At 66.5% G+C, this 19,493-nt stretch carries 16 protein-coding genes; 6 read left to right on the forward strand and 10 right to left on the reverse strand.

Annotated elements, in window-relative coordinates; all coding sequences use genetic code 11:
- Positions 1-116: 116 nt before the first annotated feature.
- The 3 genes from ASD14_RS00245 to ASD14_RS15605 all read right to left on the reverse strand — a co-directional run bounded on the left by ASD14_RS00245 (position 117) and on the right by ASD14_RS15605 (position 1,601).
- Entirely contained in the window at positions 117-551 is a 435-nt protein-coding gene (locus ASD14_RS00245; protein ID WP_056127283.1) for a barstar family protein, read from the reverse strand.
- Positions 551-1,021: a ribonuclease domain-containing protein gene (locus ASD14_RS00250; protein ID WP_056127288.1), complete on the reverse strand. Its 471-nt coding sequence runs from the start codon at positions 1,019-1,021 to the stop codon at positions 551-553. Before ASD14_RS00250 ends, ASD14_RS00245 begins: the two co-directional genes overlap by 1 nt.
- A gap of 163 nt (positions 1,022-1,184) precedes the next feature.
- Complete coding sequence (locus tag ASD14_RS15605) at positions 1,185-1,601, reverse strand: I78 family peptidase inhibitor (RefSeq protein ID WP_082538627.1); 417 nt, start codon at positions 1,599-1,601, stop codon at positions 1,185-1,187.
- Positions 1,602-1,770: 169 nt separating this feature from the next.
- Here ASD14_RS15605 and ASD14_RS00260 point away from each other — a divergent pair, with 169 nt between their 5' ends.
- Positions 1,771-2,376 (forward strand): DUF938 domain-containing protein, encoded by a 606-nt coding sequence (locus ASD14_RS00260; RefSeq protein WP_056127292.1) that lies wholly within the window; start codon positions 1,771-1,773, stop codon positions 2,374-2,376.
- 8 nt (positions 2,377-2,384) lie between these two features.
- On the opposite strand, the gene ASD14_RS00265 is transcribed toward ASD14_RS00260, so the two are convergent.
- Positions 2,385-3,626 (reverse strand): hypothetical protein, encoded by a 1,242-nt coding sequence (locus ASD14_RS00265; protein ID WP_235565263.1) that lies wholly within the window; start codon positions 3,624-3,626, stop codon positions 2,385-2,387.
- On the reverse strand, positions 3,601-5,016 hold the full coding sequence (locus tag ASD14_RS00270; RefSeq protein ID WP_056127295.1) for an MBOAT family O-acyltransferase: 1,416 nt from the start codon (positions 5,014-5,016) through the stop codon (positions 3,601-3,603). Before ASD14_RS00270 ends, ASD14_RS00265 begins: the two co-directional genes overlap by 26 nt.
- A 207-nt stretch (positions 5,017-5,223) precedes the next feature.
- On the opposite strand from ASD14_RS00270, the gene ASD14_RS00275 reads away from it, so the two are divergent.
- Positions 5,224-5,433 carry a hypothetical protein gene (locus ASD14_RS00275; RefSeq protein ID WP_056127299.1) on the forward strand — a complete coding sequence of 70 codons (210 nt, stop codon included), beginning with the start codon at positions 5,224-5,226 and terminating at the stop codon, positions 5,431-5,433.
- A 164-nt stretch (positions 5,434-5,597) separates the two neighbouring features.
- Here ASD14_RS00275 and ASD14_RS00280 read toward each other — a convergent pair whose 3' ends face one another.
- From ASD14_RS00280 to ASD14_RS00295, 4 genes are all read right to left on the reverse strand, one after another.
- Positions 5,598-9,296: an indolepyruvate ferredoxin oxidoreductase family protein gene (locus ASD14_RS00280; protein ID WP_056127301.1), complete on the reverse strand. Its 3,699-nt coding sequence runs from the start codon at positions 9,294-9,296 to the stop codon at positions 5,598-5,600.
- 514 nt (positions 9,297-9,810) lie between these two features.
- Positions 9,811-10,950, reverse strand: coding sequence for an N-acetylglucosamine-6-phosphate deacetylase (gene nagA / locus ASD14_RS00285; RefSeq protein WP_056128697.1), 1,140 nt, complete (start codon positions 10,948-10,950; stop codon positions 9,811-9,813).
- 140 nt (positions 10,951-11,090) lie between these two features.
- Positions 11,091-12,125 (reverse strand): SIS domain-containing protein, encoded by a 1,035-nt coding sequence (locus tag ASD14_RS00290; RefSeq protein WP_056128699.1) that lies wholly within the window; start codon positions 12,123-12,125, stop codon positions 11,091-11,093.
- Between the two features lie 252 nt (positions 12,126-12,377).
- On the reverse strand, positions 12,378-13,121 hold the full coding sequence (locus ASD14_RS00295) for a GntR family transcriptional regulator (RefSeq protein WP_056127305.1): 744 nt from the start codon (positions 13,119-13,121) through the stop codon (positions 12,378-12,380).
- Positions 13,122-13,228: 107 nt separating this feature from the next.
- On the opposite strand from ASD14_RS00295, the gene zwf reads away from it, so the two are divergent.
- The 4 genes from zwf to eda all read left to right on the forward strand — a co-directional run bounded on the left by zwf (position 13,229) and on the right by eda (position 18,135).
- Complete coding sequence (gene zwf / locus ASD14_RS00300) at positions 13,229-14,728, forward strand: glucose-6-phosphate dehydrogenase (protein WP_082538628.1); 1,500 nt, start codon at positions 13,229-13,231, stop codon at positions 14,726-14,728.
- The gene (gene pgl / locus ASD14_RS00305; RefSeq protein ID WP_056127308.1) at positions 14,712-15,527 is read left to right on the forward strand and encodes a 6-phosphogluconolactonase; all 816 of its coding nucleotides are present in this window, start codon (positions 14,712-14,714) and stop codon (positions 15,525-15,527) included. Before zwf ends, pgl begins: the two co-directional genes overlap by 17 nt.
- Positions 15,524-17,374: a phosphogluconate dehydratase gene (edd, locus tag ASD14_RS00310; protein WP_056127310.1), complete on the forward strand. Its 1,851-nt coding sequence runs from the start codon at positions 15,524-15,526 to the stop codon at positions 17,372-17,374. Before pgl ends, edd begins: the two co-directional genes overlap by 4 nt.
- Before the next feature lie 134 nt (positions 17,375-17,508).
- The gene (gene eda / locus ASD14_RS00315; protein WP_056127313.1) at positions 17,509-18,135 is read left to right on the forward strand and encodes a bifunctional 4-hydroxy-2-oxoglutarate aldolase/2-dehydro-3-deoxy-phosphogluconate aldolase; all 627 of its coding nucleotides are present in this window, start codon (positions 17,509-17,511) and stop codon (positions 18,133-18,135) included.
- A 325-nt stretch (positions 18,136-18,460) separates the two neighbouring features.
- On the opposite strand, the gene ASD14_RS00320 is transcribed toward eda, so the two are convergent.
- Positions 18,461-19,489: a LacI family DNA-binding transcriptional regulator gene (locus ASD14_RS00320; RefSeq protein WP_056127317.1), complete on the reverse strand. Its 1,029-nt coding sequence runs from the start codon at positions 19,487-19,489 to the stop codon at positions 18,461-18,463.
- Positions 19,490-19,493 lie beyond the last annotated feature (4 nt).

The raw sequence follows: 19,493 nt of genomic DNA on the forward strand, positions 1-19,493 counted from the left end.
ACCACGCCATTTGCCGTAGCGGCGCTGTGCGCACGGGGCCGCGTTGCAGCGTGCGCACCGCGCACGGTACGAATCATTTGCAGTGATGCGACGCGTTGTACAACGCACGTTGCGAATCAGAACGCTAGCTTTTCCAGCTGTTCCTGCGGCAGCGGAATCAGCGCCCAGAATGGCACGCCCAGGTCGCCCCAGGTCACGGCAGCCTCGTTGAGGACATCGAGCAGGATGGCGAAGTTCTCGTCGTCCGCCCCGCGCCAGGCATCGCTGTGTTCGAGCAGCAGCAGGTAACCGTCGGCGGAGAGCCACGAGAGGTCGCCGAGGCTGTCGGCCAGTGCGTCGAAGTTGCCGCCGAACCACTGCGGAAACCGCAACGCCTTCGCGAAGGCGCGCAGCACCGAATCCTTGTCGCTGCAGCCCGCCAGGTCGATGTGCGCGACGCGGAAATCCAGCGCCTCCGCCGCATCTGACAGCGCCGCGCTTTCGCGCGCATCGACGAAATACGCGCCGCCCTGCGCCGGGTCGGCCAGCACTTCACGCACGTCGACGGCCATCACGGCGACACCTTGAAAGGCTGGAAGCTGCGGTAGTGGTCGTCGGAGTACCAGTACTCGCGCGGAGGCTCGCCACCGGTGATGATGCGGCGCGCGCCGCGGTCACGCGACCCCGGCGTCTCCACCGTGTACTCGTGGTAGTAGCCGCGCGGTTGTGCGGGCAAACGATGTTCCCGGTTCTGGAACACGCTGCCATCCTGCCGGTATTCGAAGGGGCCACCGCGCGCGATCCGCTCGAGGACGTCGTGCGCTTCCGGCGGCAGAAGTTCGGGATAGGAGTGCGCGGCTTCGGCCGCAGGTTGCGGCGACGAAGCGGGTTCGTTCGGAGGCAGCGAGAACGGCGAAGTCGACGGCCCCGCGACCTGCGACGTGGCGTTTGGGGCCTGCACCGGCGCATGCGCGTAGTGCTGCGACCACAGCCACAGGCCAAGGATGAGCAGGCCAACGATGATCCAGACGGGACGGCGCATGCCTCTGGAGTATGCAAGGCCGATGCCAGCCCGATATATGCCGGAAACCACTCAGATGCGGGTCGTTCCGGGCCAATCATGCCCGGAACGAGGTGTTATCGACGCTTCCTGCACCTGTCGATGCAACCAGGATGGACCTTGTGCGTCACCCGCAGCCGGCGCGTCAGCCACACCTGACATTCGTCACCATGTTGTTGGCATCGACATCGATGTTCAGCCGGTTGCCGTTGAACTCCATCGTCGTGGTCTCGCCGGCCTTGAGCGTGCGCGCGGTTTCCGCGCCCGCGGCGGATCGGGCCTGTTCGACGACATCGGCGGATGCCGACTTGCCCACGATGCTGCGCGCGGCCTCGGCATTGCAGGACGTCGCCGAATTGGTGGTGCTGGTGGTGGTCGTCGTTGAAGTCGGGGTCGGCGCCGACGTGGTGCTGGTCGTCGAGGTGCCGGTGGTATCGGTCGTGCTGGCCGAAGCGCTGGCTTCGGGCGTGGCGGATTCGGCCGAAGCGGTTTCGTCGGTGGTCGCACATGCGGCCATCGACAGCATCAGGCAGGCGGACAGGGGCAGCAGATAGCGGGACATTGCGGTTCTCCTCCAGGGGAGGCGGCAGTGTTGCACCGGCCATGTGTGCTGGAAGTAAATCGCGGCCTGCCTGCGCGTGGTTTCATGCGCCAGTACTGTGCCGACTGCCGATTTGTTCAAATCGCGTGCAAGCAGTCGTTAGCGAAATGGAAGCAGCAGGAGAGGACCCATGACAAAAGCCCATGCGCCTGTCTGCGAGCGCAATCGCGAGCCGATCCTCGCCGTGCTGCGCGGCTGTTTCGCCGATAGCCGCAGCGTGCTGGAAATCGGCAGCGGCACCGGCCAGCACGCCGTGCATTTCGCTGCGGCGATGCCATGGTTGAGCTGGCAATGCTCCGATCGCGCCGAACACCTGCCCGGTATCCGCCTGTGGCTCGATGAAGCCCCGCTCGCCAACACGCCCGACCCGCTCGCACTCGATGTGAGCGGCGAATGGCCGCGACGCCGCTTCGATGCGGTCTTCAGCGCCAACACGCTGCACATCATGGGTTGGACAGAGGTGGAGCGCTTCTTCGCCGGTATCGACGCCGTGCTGGAAGCCGGAGGCGTACTCGCGGTGTATGGGCCGTTCAATTACGGCGGCGAGTACAGCAGCGACAGCAATCGCGAGTTTGATGCGTGGTTGAAGGCGCGTGATCCGCGTTCGGGCATCCGCGATTTCGAGGCGATCGATGCCCTTGCGCGAAACATCGGGCTGGCGCTGGTCGACGATGTCGCCATGCCCGCGAACAACCGCACGCTGGTATGGCGGCGTGCCGTGGGCGGAGGCGACTGAGACGCGGCTCAGCGCGCCGCGGCCACCTGCCCGCGCGCGGCTTCCTGGCGACGGAACTCGCGTTCCACCAAGGGCTGCAGCTGGGTCGTGAAGCGGCGGGCATCGGCAGCGGTCAGGTGGGACCACTCGGGCAGCTCGTAGCCTTGCAGCTGCGCGTGGTCCTCGAAGTGGATGCCCGTCGCGCCGGTACGCTGCAGCAACACGTCCCAGGTGCGCGCGCGGGGCAGCGCCTTCTGTTCGAACGCGTAGTAGTCGCCAGCGCTCGGGGGCCGCACGAAGACCACCCGCACACCGCGTGCGCGCAACGTTGCGACGGCCCTGGCGGCGCGATCGATCTGCGCGGCGGCCAGCTGCTGCGCCTTCTCCGGCGTATCCATCATCGGCGGCGGCGGCCCGGTGAGCCGCTCCGTCCAGATGCTGCGGGCGAGGGCGCGATAGGACGCATCCACTTCGACCTTGCGCCACATGCGAGTGCTGCGATCGGGACCGTACTGCACCATCAGCTTGCGCACGCGCGTGTCCCTGCGCAGCCCGGAGCGTTGCGGCCATTCCTGCCGCCGGATCACCGTGGCGAGCGCGAAATCCGGATCGTAGAAGGCGAAGTACGGTTCCAGCAGCCGCTTGGACAGCCAATGGCCGCTGCGTTGCGATGGCCCTTGCTTGTGGAAGTGTTCGATCGCCTCGCCGCGATAGGCGAAGCCGCTGAAGAACAGGTCCGGTGCCACGCCGATCACCAGCCGGCCGGTGAAATTCGGGTCCTTCGCGAGATCTTCCAGCACCGGCACTGGCGAAGTGCCCTCGAGCGCGAGCTGGATCGGGCGCTCGCCGCTCAACCGTTCCCACACCGGCAATTGCACGTCGAACAGGATGCGCGACGAGCCGATCAGCACGGTCTTGCTGCCTTCGCCCTGGTCGATGCGGCGGCGCTGTTCGGCCCATGCGCCATTGCTGTTGCGATAGCCGGGGACGGCGCCAAAGTCGCGCCAGTACGCTTCCCACGCTGCCATCAGCAGCAGGAACAACAGGGCGGCACCGAGCAGGATGCGGCCCCATGGCTGCGGCGGGATGTCGCGCTCGGGCACGGGTTGCGCGACGCCGGGACGATCGGATGCGGTCAGGCGGACGAAACCGGGACGCTCGAACTGTTGCGGCATCGCGATGCCTTCGGCCGCCAGCACGGCGGCATCGGCGAGAACCGCAGTCGACGCTCCGGATGCGAGCGCGTCAGAACTGGAAATAGATGAAGGCATTGCCCGCCCCTTGTGCTGCGACCACCGCGAACGCCATCAGGCCCAGCGCCGCGGTCAGCGGCACCGGGTGTTGTCGCGCAACCATCGCTTCCAGCGTGCGGCTGCGCATGAGCCAGTGCGCGGCGACGATGCCGCCGACGATCAACGCGACCATTGCAAGATCGGCGGTTTGCAGGATCGGCGTGGCATCGGCGTTGAAACCGAACATGCCGCGCAGCATCGTCCACGCCCCGGTGAACGTCTTCGCGCGGAAGAACACCCAGGTGATGTTGACCAGTGCGTAAGTCAGCAGGCCGAGCAGGAAGAACGCGAACGGCCCCGGTGTGTAGCCGGCGAAGCGCGTGCGCAACATGCGTTCGACCGCGAGATACAGCCCGTGCAATCCACCCCACACCACGAACGTCCAGCTCGCGCCGTGCCAGAGACCGCCAAGCAGCATCGTCGCCATCAGCGCGAAGTAGGTGCGCGACGCGCCGTGCCGGTTGCCGCCGAGCGGGATGTACAGGTAATCGCGGAGCCACGCCGACAGCGTGATGTGCCAGCGCCGCCAGAAATCGGAGAAACCCACCGCCGCGTACGGAAAACGGAAGTTGTCGGGCATCGCGAAGCCCAGGCACATCGCCGCACCGATCGCCGTCGTCGAATAACCGGCGAAGTCGCAGAAGATCTGCCCACTGAAGGCCAGCGTTCCCATCCATGCATCCAGTGCGCCGGCCGCGCCGTGTCCGTCGTACACCGCCTCGGCGGCGGGCGCGAGGAAGGCATCGGCGAGCACGATCTTCTGGAACAGGCCGAGCACCATCAACGCGAGCCCGAATTGCAGCTGCTGCGCAGTGGCACGGCGCTCGTGTGCGAACTGCGGCACCAGTTCGGTCGGGCGCATGATCGGGCCGGCGACGAGGTGCGGGAAGAAGGTGACGAACAGCGCGTAGTCGAGGAAGCTGCTCGCCGGTTTCGCGCGCCGCAGGTAGATGTCGAGCGTGTAGGAGAGCGTGGCGAAGGTGTAGAACGAGATGCCGACGGGCAGCACGATGTCGAGCTTCGGCGGCTGGTACATGACGCCGAGCGACGCCATCAGCGCGCTGAAGTTCTCCATCAAAAAGCCGCCGTACTTGAAGTAGCCGAGCATGCCGAGGTTGACCACCACCGACAGCAGCATCCACGAGCGGCGCGCATGCGGATGCTCCGCGGACACCAGCTTCTTCGCCGCCCACCAGTCGACCACGGTCGAGATCCATAGCAGCACGACGAACGGCGGGTTCCACGCCGCATAGAAGAGGTAGCTGGCCACCAGCAGGTTGGCCTTCTTCGTCGTCCAGCCCAGGGGCAGGTTGTGCAGCACCAGCACACAGGCGAAGAAGACGACGAACGTCAGGGAGTTGAACACCATGGACAGCGGCTTCCGGCGGCCGCATGGGCCGTTACGCGGGAGACAACGCGTTTACGGCGACGCGCAGGACACGGGAAAACGCCTGCGTGCTTCACGCGAGCGCGAAAAACTGGCCTGAATCGGGCGGGGAAGCGTTGGCGATGCCGGGTGCACCCCCGAACGGGTAGGGTCTTCGTACGCGGGTGATCCGCATGACGGGAGCACAACATGGCGCACACAGTGACTTTCAGCGTCCCGGAACGGTCGCTCGGACGCGAGGACATCGAATTCGTGGTGATGCGCGACGGCGTGCGCTTCGGCACGCTGCTGGTGTCGAAGGGTGCGGTCGAGTGGCGCCCGACCAACAACGTCTATCGCCGGCGCCTGCGCTGGGACCGCTTCGACCAGGTGATGCGTGCGAGTGGGCGACGGGTGTAGCGCGATTCGCGCAGCCGCGTTGGTGCCGTGCAGAGCGGGGCAAGCGCGATCTACGAAGGCGCAGTGACATGGAGACGTCCACGGGGCGGGCCCGGCGCAACAGTGCTGCGGAATGGCGGCAACAAAAAAAGCCCCGCTTTCGCGGGGCTTTTCGGCTTTGCGGATCAGGCGACCTTCACGATCCGCAGCGGGTTGCTCCATTCCTTCAGCAACTCCGCTTCGCGTGCCTTGGCCTTGTGCAGATGTTCTTCCTTGACGTGGCCGTAGCCGCGGATGTGTTCCGGGATCGAGGCAATCTCGGCGGCGAGGTCGACGTTGCCGCGGTCGAGCTTGCCGAGCAGGCCGTCGATCGTCACGAAGTAGTCGGCGATCAGCTGGCGCTCCATCTTCCGCTCTTCGGTCCTGCCAAAGATGTCGAACGCGGTGCCGCGCAGGCGGCGCAGCTTCGCCATCCACTTGAACGCGGTGAACACCCACGGGCCGAATTCCTGCTTGACCAGGCGGCCCTGCGCATCCTTCTTCGCCAGCAGCGGCGGCGCGAGGTGGAACTTCAGCTTGAAGTCGCCCTCGAACTGCTGCGCCAGCTTCTTCTGGAAGTCGCCGCTGGTGTACAGGCGCGCGACTTCGTACTCGTCCTTGTAGGCCATCAGCTTGAACGCGTAGCGGGCGACGGCTTCGGTCAGGTCGGTCGAACCCGGCGCCCTGCGCTCTTCGGCTTCGCGCACCTTCGCGACGAAGTCGGTGTAGCGCTTCGCGTACGCGGCGTCCTGGTAATCGGTGAGGAAGGCGATACGGCGCGCGACCAGCTCGTCGAGCGAACGCGACAGGCGCGCATCGTCGAGCGGCAGGAACGACACGTTGTCGTCGCCATGCGCCGGCACGTGGCGCAACTCGTCTTCGTGACGCGTGTTGCGCGGCGCGGACGTGGCGCCCCATTCGTTGCCTTCCCACGCGCCGGCCTTGAGCATCGGCAGCTCGCGTGGCGTGGCTTCAGCGGCGGTCGGCGCGTTGCGGATCAGGCCCGCGGCTTCGGCGACGCCCGTCGGATCGATCGCGGCGAGGCGGCCCCAGGCGAACGCGGTCTTGTTCATATCGACCGCGGCGCCGTTGAGTTCGATCGCGCGCATCAGCGAGTCGAACGCGATCGGCACCAGCGACTTCTGCCAGGCGTAGCCGAGGATGAAGAGGTTGGTCGCGATCGCATCGCCGAGCAGTGCGGTGGCGAGCTGGGTGGCGTCGACGAGCGACAGCTTGGCGGCGGCCTGCGCATCGCTTCCCAGCGCCTTGCTGATCGCGGACACGATGTCGGTCGCCGGGAACTGCATGTCGGGACGCGTGGTGAACGTGCCCGGCATCGCCTCGTAGCTGTTGAGCACGACGTGACTGCGGCCGGTGCGGATCTTCGACAGCACCCAGTAGTCGTTGACTACGACCATGTCGCAGCCGAGCACGAGGTCGGCTTCGCCTGCGGCGATGCGCACGGCGTGGATGTCGGCCGGCGTCTTCGCGATGCGGATGTGCGTCGTCACCGCGCCGCCCTTCTGGGCGAGACCGGTCTGGTCGAGCACGGTCGAGCCCTTGCCTTCGAGATGACCGGCCATGCCGAGCAGCGCGCCGATGGTGACGACGCCGGTGCCGCCGACGCCGGTGAGCAGGATGTTCCAGGGTTGCTCGAGCGAAGGCAGCGTCGGCATCGGCAGGTCGCTGAGACGATCCTTGGCCGACGAACCTTTCTTCTTCTTCAGTGCCCCGCCTTCGACGGTGACGAAGCTGGGGCAGAAGCCGTTGACGCAGGAATAGTCCTTGTTGCAGTTGCTCTGGTCGATGTCGCGCTTGCGGCCGAACTCGGTTTCCTTCGGCAGTACCGACACGCAGAACGACTTCTTGCCGCAGTCGCCGCAGCCTTCGCACACCAGCGAATTGACGACGACACGTTTGTTCGGATCGACCATCTTGCCGCGCTTGCGGCGGCGGCGTTTCTCGGTCGCGCAGGTCTGGTCGTAGATCAGGACCGAGACGCCCTTCACCTCGCGCAGGCGCTTCTGCACCGCGTCGAGTTCCTTGCGGTCGAAGAATTCGATGCCGCTGGGGAAGATCGAATGATCCGACCACTTCGCGATGTCGTCGGACACCAGCACGATGGTCTCGACGCCTTCACTGCGCACCTGGTGCGCGATCTGCGGCACCGACAGCGTGCCGTCGACGGGCTGGCCGCCGGTCATCGCCACCGCGTCGTTGTAGAGGATCTTGTAGGTGATGTTCACGCCGGCGGCGACCGACTGGCGGATCGCCAGCGAACCGGAGTGGAAATAAGTGCCATCGCCAAGGTTCTGGAACACGTGCGGCGTTTCGGTGAACGCCGCCTGGCCCGCCCACGTCACGCCTTCGCCGCCCATGTGGGTAAAGGTGTCGGTGTTGCGGTCCATCCACGTGACCATGTAGTGGCAGCCGATGCCGCCCAGCGCGCGCGAACCTTCCGGTACCACGGTCGAGGTGTTGTGCGGGCAGCCCGAGCAGTAGTGCGGCACGCGCGGGAACTGCGCGCGCGGCAGCGCGAGTTCGGATTCCTTCTCGGCCATCCAGCGCAGCACGTTCTCGATGTGCTCGCTGTTGTGGAAGCGCTGGATCCGCTTCGCGATCACACCCGCGATGCGCGCCGGCGTGAGTTCGCCGGTCGAAGGCAGGATCCATTCGCCGCTCTCGTCATATTTGCCGACGACGCTCGGGCGCTCGGCCCAGTTGTACATGTATTCCTTCATCTGGCTTTCGATGAAGGCGTGCTTCTCCTCGACCACCACGATGTCCTGCAGGCCGCGCGCGAAGTGGCGCAGGCCGACCGGTTCCAGCGGCCAGGTCATGCCGACCTTGTAGACGCGGATGCCGAGGTCCGCGCAGGCGCGCGCGTCGAGGCCGAGGTATTCCAGCGCCTGCAGCACGTCGAGATACGACTTGCCGGTGGTGATGATGCCCAGGCGCGCGTTCGGCGAATCGAGCACGATGCGGTCGAGGCGGTTGGCGCGCGCGAACGCCTGCGCGGCCTTCACCGCGTACTGGTGCAGGCGCATTTCCTGGTTGAGCGGCGGATCCGGCCAGCGGATGTTGAGGCCGCCTTCGGGCATCTCGAAATCGGTCGGGATGACGATGTCGAGCGCGAGCGGATTGACGTCGACCGATGCCGACGACTCCACCGTTTCGGCGATCGTCTTGAAGCCGACCCAGCGCCCCGTGTAGCGCGACATCGCCCAGCCGACCAGGCCCATGTCGAGGATGTCCTGCACGCCGGCCGGGTTGAGTACCGGCATCATCGCGCTGACGAATTCGTGCTCGGAGCCGTGCGGCAACGTCGAGGAACGGCAGGCATGGTCGTCGGCCGCCAGGGCGAGCACGCCGCCGAGCCTGCCGGTGCCCGCGGCGTTGGCGTGCTTGAACACGTCGCCGCAGCGATCCACGCCCGGGCCCTTGCCGTACCACATGCCGTAGACGCCATCGACCTTGGCGCCCGGGAACAGGTTGGTCTGCTGCGAGCCCCAGACCATGGTCGCGCCGAGGTCTTCGTTGAGGCCCGGGGTGAACTTCACTCCCGCGGCTTCAAGGTGCTTCTTAGCCCGCCACAGCTCCAGGTCGAAGCCGCCCAGCGGCGAGCCGCGGTAGCCGGAGATGAAGCCGCCGGTGTTCAGGCCCGCGGCCTGGTCGCGCAGGCGCTGCATCAGCGGAAGGCGGACGAGGGCCTGCACGCCGGACAGGTAGATGCGGCCTTCGACACGGCTGTACTTGTGGTCCAGCGTGTAGTCGGGATCGACCACGCTGTTGGTAAGCGCGGTGTTCGCCGAGGACGGCGAGCTGAGTTCGGCGGTGCTGGTCATGGCGTGGCTCCGGGCGCGGCAGGACAAACCGCGTGCGTGGCTGCGGGGATTTGGAAATTGGGGATCGTCGGAAAGACTTCGCGGCACCCCAGAAGTGCCTTGAAAATCGGTTGAAATTATAGCAGTGGGCTGAACGCCGGGCGTCGCATTTACTGCGTTGAAACGGGCGAATCAGCGGCGCAAACATGCGCGAATCGTGAAATGCGTGAGAGAGAATTCGAAGCCCGCCAACGCCGCTGCGTGGCGCAAAAGCAAATCCCCCGACCCCTTCTTCGAAGGGGCAAAAGCAAGCGCTTGCTACTGCATCTGAGAGGCAAGCCCACGCTTTGCTCCTCCCCGTGACACGCTTGCTCCTCCCGTGGAACGGAGACCCCCGCTTTGCTCCTCTCTCTGAAAGAGGGAGGCCGGGAGGGAGTTGCGCCGCGGCAGCGGCGCGCCCGCAGGCTTCTACTGGGTGAAGGCGAAAACGAAGTGGGTGCGGCCCGAATCGGCCAACGCACTTTGTTCGCGCGAATTACGCCTGCCCGCCGATCCAGTTTCCCTGCACATGCAGGGCAGGATCGAGCATAACCAGGTCGGCGCGATACCCCGGTGCGATCCGCCCCAACTCGCTACCGAGCCCGAGGAATTCGGCCGGATAAGTCGACGCCATGCGGCAGGCTTCATCCAGCGGCAGCCCGACCCGTTCCACCGTGTTGCGTACCGCGCCGGCCATGTCGAGCGCGGAGCCGGCGAGCCCGCCTTCGGCCGTGCTGCACTTGCCGTCGCGGCAGGTCATCGGAATGCCGTAGAGCGTGAAGTCCTCGCGCTCGCCGCCCACCGGCGGCATCGCGTCGGTGACCAGCATCATCTTGCCGCGCGGCTTCGCCGCTATCGCGACACGCAGCGAGGCATCGTGCACGTGGAAGCCGTCGACGATGATCCCGCACCAGCTGTCGGGATCTTCCAGCGAAGCGCCGACGCCGCCCGGTTCTCGACTGCCCAGCGGGGTCATCGCATTGAACAGATGGGTGACGCCACGCACGCCGGCGGCGAAGGCATCACGCAGCTGCTCGTAAGTCGCGGCGGTGTGCCCGGCGCAGACGAGCACGCCGCGTTCGGTCAATGCGTGCAGTGTTTCCGGTGCGAAGCGCTCCGGCGCCAGCGTCACCATCGTCTTGCCCACGCCGAGCGACGCGACGAGATCGAGTTCACGCGCATCGGGCATGTGGAACTTGTGCGAGTCGTGCACGCCCTTGCGTGCTTCGGCGAGATACGGACCCTCGAGGTGGATGCCGAGGATGCCGGGCACGTTCTGCGCGATCGCCTCGCGCACCGCTTCGATCGCGCGCTGCATCACCGCGACGTCGTCGCTGATCAGCGTCGGCATCAGGCCCGTGGTGCCGAAGCGGCGATGCGCCGCTGCGATCCGGCGCAGGCCTTCAACCGTCGGTTCGTCGTTGAACAGCACGTCGCCGCCGCCGTTGACCTGGGTGTCGATGAAACCGGGCACGAGATAGGTGCCCTGCAGGTCGACGGTCGATGCGGTAGTGGTCGTGCTGTCGCCGGGCAACACGGCGACGATGTAACCGTCTTCCACGACTACGCTGACGTCGCGTTCGAAACCGCGATCGGTGAGGACGTGGCCGTTGTGGAAGACGAGGGTGTTGTTCATGGTCATCTGTCTGGCTAGGCGAATGGCGACGTAGGGAACGGTCATCCCGAGCGTAGCGAGGGACCTGCTTCTGCTTTCACTTCGACGATCAGCCGGATCTGCGTGGCGCTCGGAACGATGGGCGACGCGATCCGCGGTTCTTAAACCGTCTCGGTGACCTTGTTGAGATGCGGCGGAACATCGGGATTGTGCCCGCGCGCTACCGCGAGCGCGTTCACCGCGCCGTAGAACGCCTGGATCGTGAGCAGCGGCGTGCACGCCGGATGCAGCGATGCCGGCAATGGCAGTACGCCCGCGCCGTGCGCGCCCGGACGCGCGAGCCACACCGGCGCGCCGCGCTTGCGGAATTCCTCGGCGACGGCCGCGGTGCCATCGCCGGTGCTGTCGTCCTGCGCAAAAACAAGCACGGGGAAGTCGGCATTCACGATCGCCATCGGCCCGTGCTTCACCTCGGCGGAGGAAAACGCTTCCGCGTGCAGGCCGCAGGTTTCCTTGAACTTCAATGCGGCTTCCTGCGCCGCGGCGAGGCCGAGGCCGCGGCCGAGCACGAACAGGTTGTTGGCCAGGCGAAGGCCGGACACCAGCGGCGACCAGTCCTGCTTCCAGGCTTCGCGCAGCGCGTCCGGCAACTTTTCGACAGCGGCAAGCAGCGCGGCATCGCCGCTCCAGCGGGCGGTGAGCTGCAGCAGCGCGGCGAGCGAACACAGGTAGCTCTTGGTTGCGGCGACGCTGTTTTCCGGGCCGGCGTGCAGCGGGATCACGGTATCGGCGAGCTGCGCCAGCGGCGAATTGGCGACGTTCACCAGCGCGACGACCTGCGCGCCGGCGGATTTCGCGATCTCCGCGTTGCGCAGCAAATCGGGACTCTTGCCCGACTGCGAGATCGCGATGAACAGCGCGCCTTCCAGTTGCGGCTTCACCGCGTACACCGAGCCCACCGACGGCGAAGCCGATGCGGTGACCAGTCCGAGCGTGGTTTCGAACAGGTATTTGCCGTAGGTCGCGGCGTGGTCGGAGCTGCCGCGCGCGCAAGTGACGATGAAGCGCGGCGGTTGCTGTTTCAGGCGCGCGACGAGTGCGTCGATGACCGCGGCGTTTGCGGCGAACTGGCGCGCAACCGCGTCGGCGGCTTCGGCCGCTTCGGCGTGCATTTTCGTGGTGGTGGGGTTGGTCATTGCGGATGCGTCCGGATGCATTAATGCTGCCGTTGTTTTTGCTCGTCATTCCCGCGGAAGCGGGAATCCAGTGTCTTTGCTCTGCTGGTTCTTGCAGTTGTTCTAGCTCGCCGTTCCCTGGGAAGGCTATGTCCGGTCATCCAGTGCCTCTGCTGTTGCCGTCTTCTTGCTGCATTGGAAAGCCAGGTCACTGGATTCCCGCCTTCGCGGGAATGACGAGCAAAAACGGGCAAAGCACGCGAAGCGAAATCCTCACTCACTGTGCAATTCGGCAACAAAGTCATACGCATCGCCGCGATAGAACGACCGCGTGAACTCCACCACGCGCCCATCTTCAAGAAACGTGCGCCGCTCGATGAACAAACCCGGGCTGCCCTCCGGCAACTGCATCAGCCGCGCCTGCTCGGCGTCGAACGCAATCGCGCGTAGGCGCTGCAATGCGCGGGACGGACGAATGCCACGCTCGGCGAACGCTTCGTACAGCGAATTCCCCACCATCGAAGGATCCGCGAGCACCGACTGCGGCACCGCGGTGCGTTCCAGTGCGAGCGGCTGGTCGCCGGCGGTGCGCAGGCGGTAGTAGCGGACAACCTGCGTACCGGGCGAGACGTTGAGCGCCATCGCTTCCTCGGGCGTGACTTCGCCCAGGCTGCGGTCGAGGAACACCGACTTCGGATCCAGCCCGCGCGCGCGCAGATCGTCGGTGAAGCTGGTTAGCTTGGAGAACGACTTGACGATGCGTTCGGCGACGAAGGTGCCGGCGCCATGGCGCTGGACGACGAGCCCGTCGCCGACCAGGCCGGCGATCGCCTTGCGCACGGTGACGCGGGAGAGGTCGAGCAGCTTGCCCAGTTCACGCTCACCGGGCAGCGCTTGGCCCGGCTTGAGCTCGCCGTTCTCGACCGCGTGCTGCAGGGTCCGGCGCAGGTGCTGGTAGGCCGGGGCCCGACGGGCCTCGGACTGGCGCTGGAATTCGCTGACCAGATAGCTGTGCATGGCCTAGACAATACCAGTTGCAGACCATATCGGGCAAATTATGAAGAGTGGTATGCAAGTGGTATCTCAGCTGGTATCGTGGCCCCACTGCCAACGGACCTGTCCCCATGACCCCCGTCGTACCCGCCGGTTCCGCTGCCCACCCGGCTCATCTCGCTCCCCTCCCCGCATTTGACCTGGTGATCTTCGGCGGCTCCGGCGACCTGGCCATGCGCAAGCTGTTGCCGGCGCTGTTCCACCGTTATCGGGACGGACAGATCGTCGACGGCACGCGCATCGTCGGCATCGCCCGCGATACGCGCAGCGACGAGGAATACCGGGAACAGGTCCGCGCGGCGCTCGCCGCTTCCGCCGAAAAGGAAGGGGCGGGCGCCGCGTTGGCAGACTTCCTCAAGTTGCTACACTTTCGCCGGCTCGATCTCGCCAATGACGCCGGCTGGGAGGAGTTCGCGAATGAAATGCGGCGCGAGCAGCGCGTGTGCGTGTTCTATCTCGCCGTGGCGCCGCAGCTGTTCGCGGTCGCCGCGGAGAAGCTGCACGCATGGAACCTGATCGACAACGACACCCGCGTGGTCGTCGAGAAGCCCATCGGCACCGACCGCACCAGCGCCGATGCGATCAACGACGCGCTCGGCCATGTCTTCGCCGAACGCCAGATCTTCCGCATCGACCATTACCTCGGCAAGGAAACGGTGCAGAACCTCACTGCGCTGCGTTTCGGCAATGCATTGTTCGAGCCGCTGTGGCGCGCGGAGCACATCGACCACGTGCAGATCACCGTCGCCGAAACCGTCGGCGTCGAAGGCCGCGCGCCGTACTACGACCGCAGCGGCGCGCTGCGAGACATGGTTCAGAACCACCTGCTGCAGCTGCTGTGCCTGGTCGCGATGGAACCGCCCACCTCACTCGACGCCGACGCGATCCGCGACGAAAAACTCAAGGTGCTGCGCGCGCTGCGTCCGATCGATGCAGGCAACGCCGCACAGCTGGTCGTGCGCGGCCAGTACCGCAATGGTGCCGCCGAAGGCCGCGCGGTGCCTGCTTATGCCGAGGAACTCGGCCACGCGTCCAACACCGAAACCTTCGTCGCCCTGAAGGCCGAGGTGCGCAGCTGGCGCTGGGCCGGCGTGCCGTTCTACCTGCGCACCGGCAAGCGGTTGCCGAATCGCGAGTCGGAAATCGTGGTGACCTTCCGCCAGGTGCCGCACTCGATCTTCGAAGGCGTCAGCGAACTGGCGCCGAACCGCCTCGTACTGCGCCTGCAGCCCGATGAAAGCGTGACGATGTGGCTGATGAACAAGGTGCCCGGCCCCGGTGGCCTGCGCCTGCGCCACGTGCCGATGGACCTGAGCTTCGCCGAAGCGTTTGGCGGCCGCCAGGCCGACGCGTACGAACGCCTGCTGATGGACGTGGTGCGCGGTAATCCGATGCTGTTCATGCGCCGCGACGAAGTCGAGGCCGCATGGAAGTGGATCGACCCCATTCGTGCCGCATGGGAAGCCAACAACGATGCGCCCAAGCCCTACACCGCCGGTACTTGGGGCCCGAGCGCGGCAGTCGCCCTCATCGAACGCGATGGCAGGACCTGGCATGAAGACGCGCCGTGAGCATCTCACCGTGATCACGCCGGACCGCCCCGCGTTCAATGAAAGCCGCCACGCGGGCAGCGAAGTACTCGCGGCTGCACTGGCGCGCAACGTGGCCGACGATCTGCGCAACGCGATCGCCACGCGCGGTGTAGCGAAGCTCGCGCTCTCCGGCGGCAGCACGCCGCTGCGTTTCCTGCAGGCACTATCGCGCGAAGTCCTCGACTGGTCGCGCGTGTTGGTCGTGCCGGTCGACGAACGCTGGGTCCCGCCCGTGCACAAGCGTTCCAACGAACGGCTGCTGCGCGAAGCCCTGCTGCAGAACGAAGCGGCTTCGGCCGCGTTGCTGCCCCTGTTCCGTCCGGTCGCGACGCCCGAACGCGCGCTGCAGGGCGTGCTCACCCAAGTGTCGTTGCGCGCGCTGCCGCTCGACGTCGCCGTGCTCGGCATGGGCGAGGACGGGCACATCGCCTCGCTCTTTCCCGACCTCGCGCGTCGCGACATCGGCCTGCAACCCAGCGGCCGGGCGCCGGTAATGGCGGTGCGCAGCAACGCCGCGCCGGAGCCGCGCATGTCGCTCACGCTCAGCGCGATCTTCAGCGCACCGAAGCTGTATCTCCACATCGAAGGCGAGGCGAAGCGCCGCGTGTTCGACAACGCCGTCGACGATCCGCGCAACCGCCTGCCGATCCGTTCGTTCCTCGCGCAGGCGCCGGTACCCCCGCGGCTGTTCTGGTGTCCGGATGCGGATGCCGCGCGCGAAGCACCTGCTGCCAGCGCCGCGAACGATCTCGACCTCTTCCGCACGGGAGCGGCATGACCAGCCTGCATTCGGTTCTTGCCGACGTCACCCAGCGCATCATCGAACGCAGCCGAGAACGCCGCACGGCGTACCTGTCGCGCATCGATGCAGCTGCGGGCAACGGCCCGCAACGGCGACAGCTCGCCTGCGGCAACCTCGCCCATGGTTTCGCCGCATGTTCGCCCGAAGACAAGGCCGCGTTGCGCGCGGGCATCGCACCGAACCTCGGCATCGTCAGCGCGTACAACGACATGCTCTCGGCGCACCAGCCGTTCGAACGTTTCCCGTTCCTGATCCGCAACGCCGCGCGCAGCGTCGGCGCCACCGCGCAGGTCGCCGGCGGCGTGCCGGCGATGTGCGACGGCGTGACCCAGGGTCGCGAGGGCATGGAGCTGTCGCTGTTCTCGCGCGAAGTAATCGCGATGTCGACCGCGATCGCGCTTTCGCACGACATGTTCGACGCCGCGCTGTACCTGGGCGTGTGCGACAAGATCGTGCCGGGGCTGCTGATCGGCGCGCTGAGTTTCGGCCATCTGCCTGCCGTATTCGTCCCGGCGGGGCCGATGACTTCGGGCCTGCCCAACGACGAGAAGTCGCGCGTGCGCCAGCGCTACGCCGAAGGCAAGGCGACGCGCGAGGAACTGCTCGAAGCCGAAGCGCAGAGCTACCACGGCCCCGGCACGTGCACCTTCTACGGCACGGCCAATTCCAACCAGATGTTGATGGAAATGATGGGCCTGCACCTGCCCGGGGCCAGCTTCGTCAATCCGGACACGCGCCTGCGCGACGCGCTCACCGCTGAAGCCACGCGCCGCGCGGCCGCGATCACCGTGCTCGGCGACGACTACCGTCCGGTCGGCCGCATCGTCGATGAGCGCGCGATCGTCAACGGCGTCGTTGGTCTACACGCGACCGGAGGTTCGACCAACCACCTGCTGCATCTGATCGCGATCGCCGCCGCGGCTGGGATCGACCTGCGCCTGGACGACATCGAAGCGCTCTCGCACGCCGTGCCGCTGCTGGCGCGCGTGTATCCCAACGGCAGCGCCGACGTGAACCACTTCCATGCGGCGGGCGGAATCGCGTTCGTGATCGGCGAACTGCTCGATGCGGGACTGCTGCACGACAACGTGGAAACCGTCGCAGGCCACGGCCTCTCGCGTTATCGCGTCGAAGCGCGATTCGACGCAGGCACCGGCAAAAGCGGTGATGGCCTCAGTTACGTGCCGGCGGCCGGACGCAGCGAAGATCTCTCCGTCCTGCGTCCGGCCGCCGAGCCGTTCCGTGCCGATGGCGGCCTGCGCGTGCTGCGCGGCGCGCTGGGAACCGCGGCGATCAAGATCTCGGCGGTGCCGGAAGACCGTTTCGCCATTGAAGCGCCGTGCCGGGTGTTCGCCGACCAGGCTTCGGTGAAGCGGGCCTTCGAACGCGGCGAACTCGACCGCGACGTGATCGTGGTGGTGCGCTTCCAGGGCCCGCGCGCGAACGGCATGCCCGAGCTGCACCAGCTCACGCCGCTGCTGACGGTGCTGCAGAAAAAGGGCCATCGCGTCGCGCTGGTTACGGATGGCCGCATGTCCGGCGCATCCGGCCAGGTGCCCGCGGCGATCCACGTCAGTCCCGAAGCCGAGTGCGGCGGTCCGATCGCGAAGTTGCGGGACGGCGACGTACTGCGGCTCGATGTGCACGGCGGCAGCCTTGATGCGCTGGTCGATGAAGCCGAATGGGCCGCGCGCGAAGCCGCGACCGCCGACCTTTCCGCCAACAGCGTCGGCATGGGCCGCGAACTGTTTGCGGTGTTCCGCAACATTGCCGCGACCGCCGATGCCGGTGGCGGTGTCTTCAACACGCCCCCGCTGTCGTAGTGCGCGCTGCGCATACGTTCGCCCGTCCGGACGCGCGAACTGCGCACGCGAAGCCACGGGCTCCCGAGCGCCAGTCTCCTGCGCCCGGAACGACTGCATCCGCAAAAAGAAATCGAACAACGAGGTTGGAAGAAATGGGTCTGCTCGAATCGGTACTGCATGCGTCGCCGGTGATCCCGGTGGTGGTCCTCGAAGATGCGCGTCACGCCGTCGCACTCGCGCGCGCCCTCGTTGCCGGCGGTGTGCCGGCGATCGAAGTCACCCTGCGTACGCGTGCCGCGCTCGATGCCGTGCGCGCGATCGCCGCGGAAGTCGAAGGCGCGATCGTCGGCGTCGGCACGGTGCGCCGCCCGCAGGATCTGCTCGATGCGGAGAAAGCCGGCGCCCGCTTCGCGGTGTCGCCCGGTTCGACACCGGCGGTGATCGCTGCAGCGAAAGATTCCGCATTGCCATGGTTGCCGGGCGCCGCTACCGCGAGCGAGGTAATGACCCTGGCCGAAGCGGGTTTCGCATACCAGAAGTTCTTCCCTGCCGAAGCCGCGGGCGGCGTCGCTGCGCTGCGCTCATTGCACGGCCCATTGCCGGACGTGCGCTTCTGCGCGACCGGCGGCATCGGCGTGCACAACGCGCGCGCTTACCTGGCAGCACCGAATGTCAGCTGCGTGGGCGGTTCATGGCTGACGCCGGTGAAGCAGATCGAGGCCGGCGACTGGAAGGCGATCGAGCAGCTGGCGCGCGGGGCGGCGTCGCTGCGTTTTTGATGTGTGTCCGGGATTGCCAGTAGGACTGGCAGCTGCACGCTCTCAAAACGCTCGTCATTCCCGCGAAAGCGGAATCAGCGACTTCGCTTTTGCTTGCAAAGAGCGAACGCAACGACAAGAGCAAGACACTGGATGAACGGACATTCGTCCGTGGAAAAGACGCCCGCTTTCGCGGGAATGACGGGCAACGGCAACGGCAACGGCACTGCGCTGCAATTGCAACGGCGACAGTAGCGACAGTAGCGACAGTAGCGACAGTAGCGACAGCAGTATCAGCAGCTGAAAAGCGCTGCAAAACACCCCAGGCGGTGCCTAGGCCGCCCGCTCAACCCTTCGGTCGCGGCGGCGCAGTCGACCCCCGCACCACCAGCTGCGGACTGAACCCCTCGTTCTGTGCCGTGCCCACGCGCCCCTGGATTTCCTCCAGCAACCGCCGCGCCGCGTGCTGCGCGATTTCCTCGGTCGCCTGCTTCGCCGTCGTCAGCGCCGGCCAGCTCTGCTTGGAGAACGGGCTGTCCTCGAAACCGGCGATCGACAGGTCGTACGGGACATTCATCCCGCTCGACTTCGCCGCCGCAAGCACGCCCGCGGCGATTTCGTCGTTGCTGCCGAAGATCGCGGTCGGGCGGTCGCCCAGGGCCAGCAACCGGCGCGCGCCGCGGAAACCGTCATCGAACGAATAGTCGCCTTCCACCACGAGCTCTTCGTCGAGCGGAATGCCGTAGTCGCGTAGGGCGTCGACATAGCCCTTGTAGCGTTCCCACGACGAGCCGTGCGACTTGCCGCCCCAGAGGAAACCGATGCGGCCGTGGCCCAGTTGAATCAGATATTCGGTGATCTCGTACGCGGCGTCGCGGTCGTCGACGTAAACGCAGGCACTGCCGTCCTGCGGGTCGGCGGAAGCCGAGACGATGCGCACCAGGTGGATGTCGTGCGCGACGAGTTCAGCGACAAGTTCCTTGCGCTCGGACATCGGCGGTGCCAGCACCAGCCCCGCCAGGCGCGAATGGCGCACCAGGTTGACGAGGTCCGCGGCGAGATCGGGCGACGAGGAGTCGCACGGATGGATCTGCAATCCATAGCCGGTGTCGCGGCACACCGACAGGACGCCGTTCTGCACTGCGATGACGTAATAGGGATTCGGGTTGTCGTAGATCAGGCCGATCGCGTACGACTGCGCGCTGCGCAGGCTGCGCGCGGAGGGGTCGGGCCGGTAGCCGAGTTCGGCGATCGCCTGCTGCACGCGCTCGCGCGTGCGCGCCAGCACCGCGGGTTCGTCGTTGATGACGCGCGAGACCGTCTTGAGCGACACCTGGGCGCGCTCGGCAACATCCTTGATCGTGGGTCTGCGCAACGAA

The organism is Lysobacter sp. Root494, from assembly GCF_001427225.1.
Taxonomy (GTDB): Bacteria; Pseudomonadota; Gammaproteobacteria; order Xanthomonadales; family Xanthomonadaceae; genus Agrilutibacter.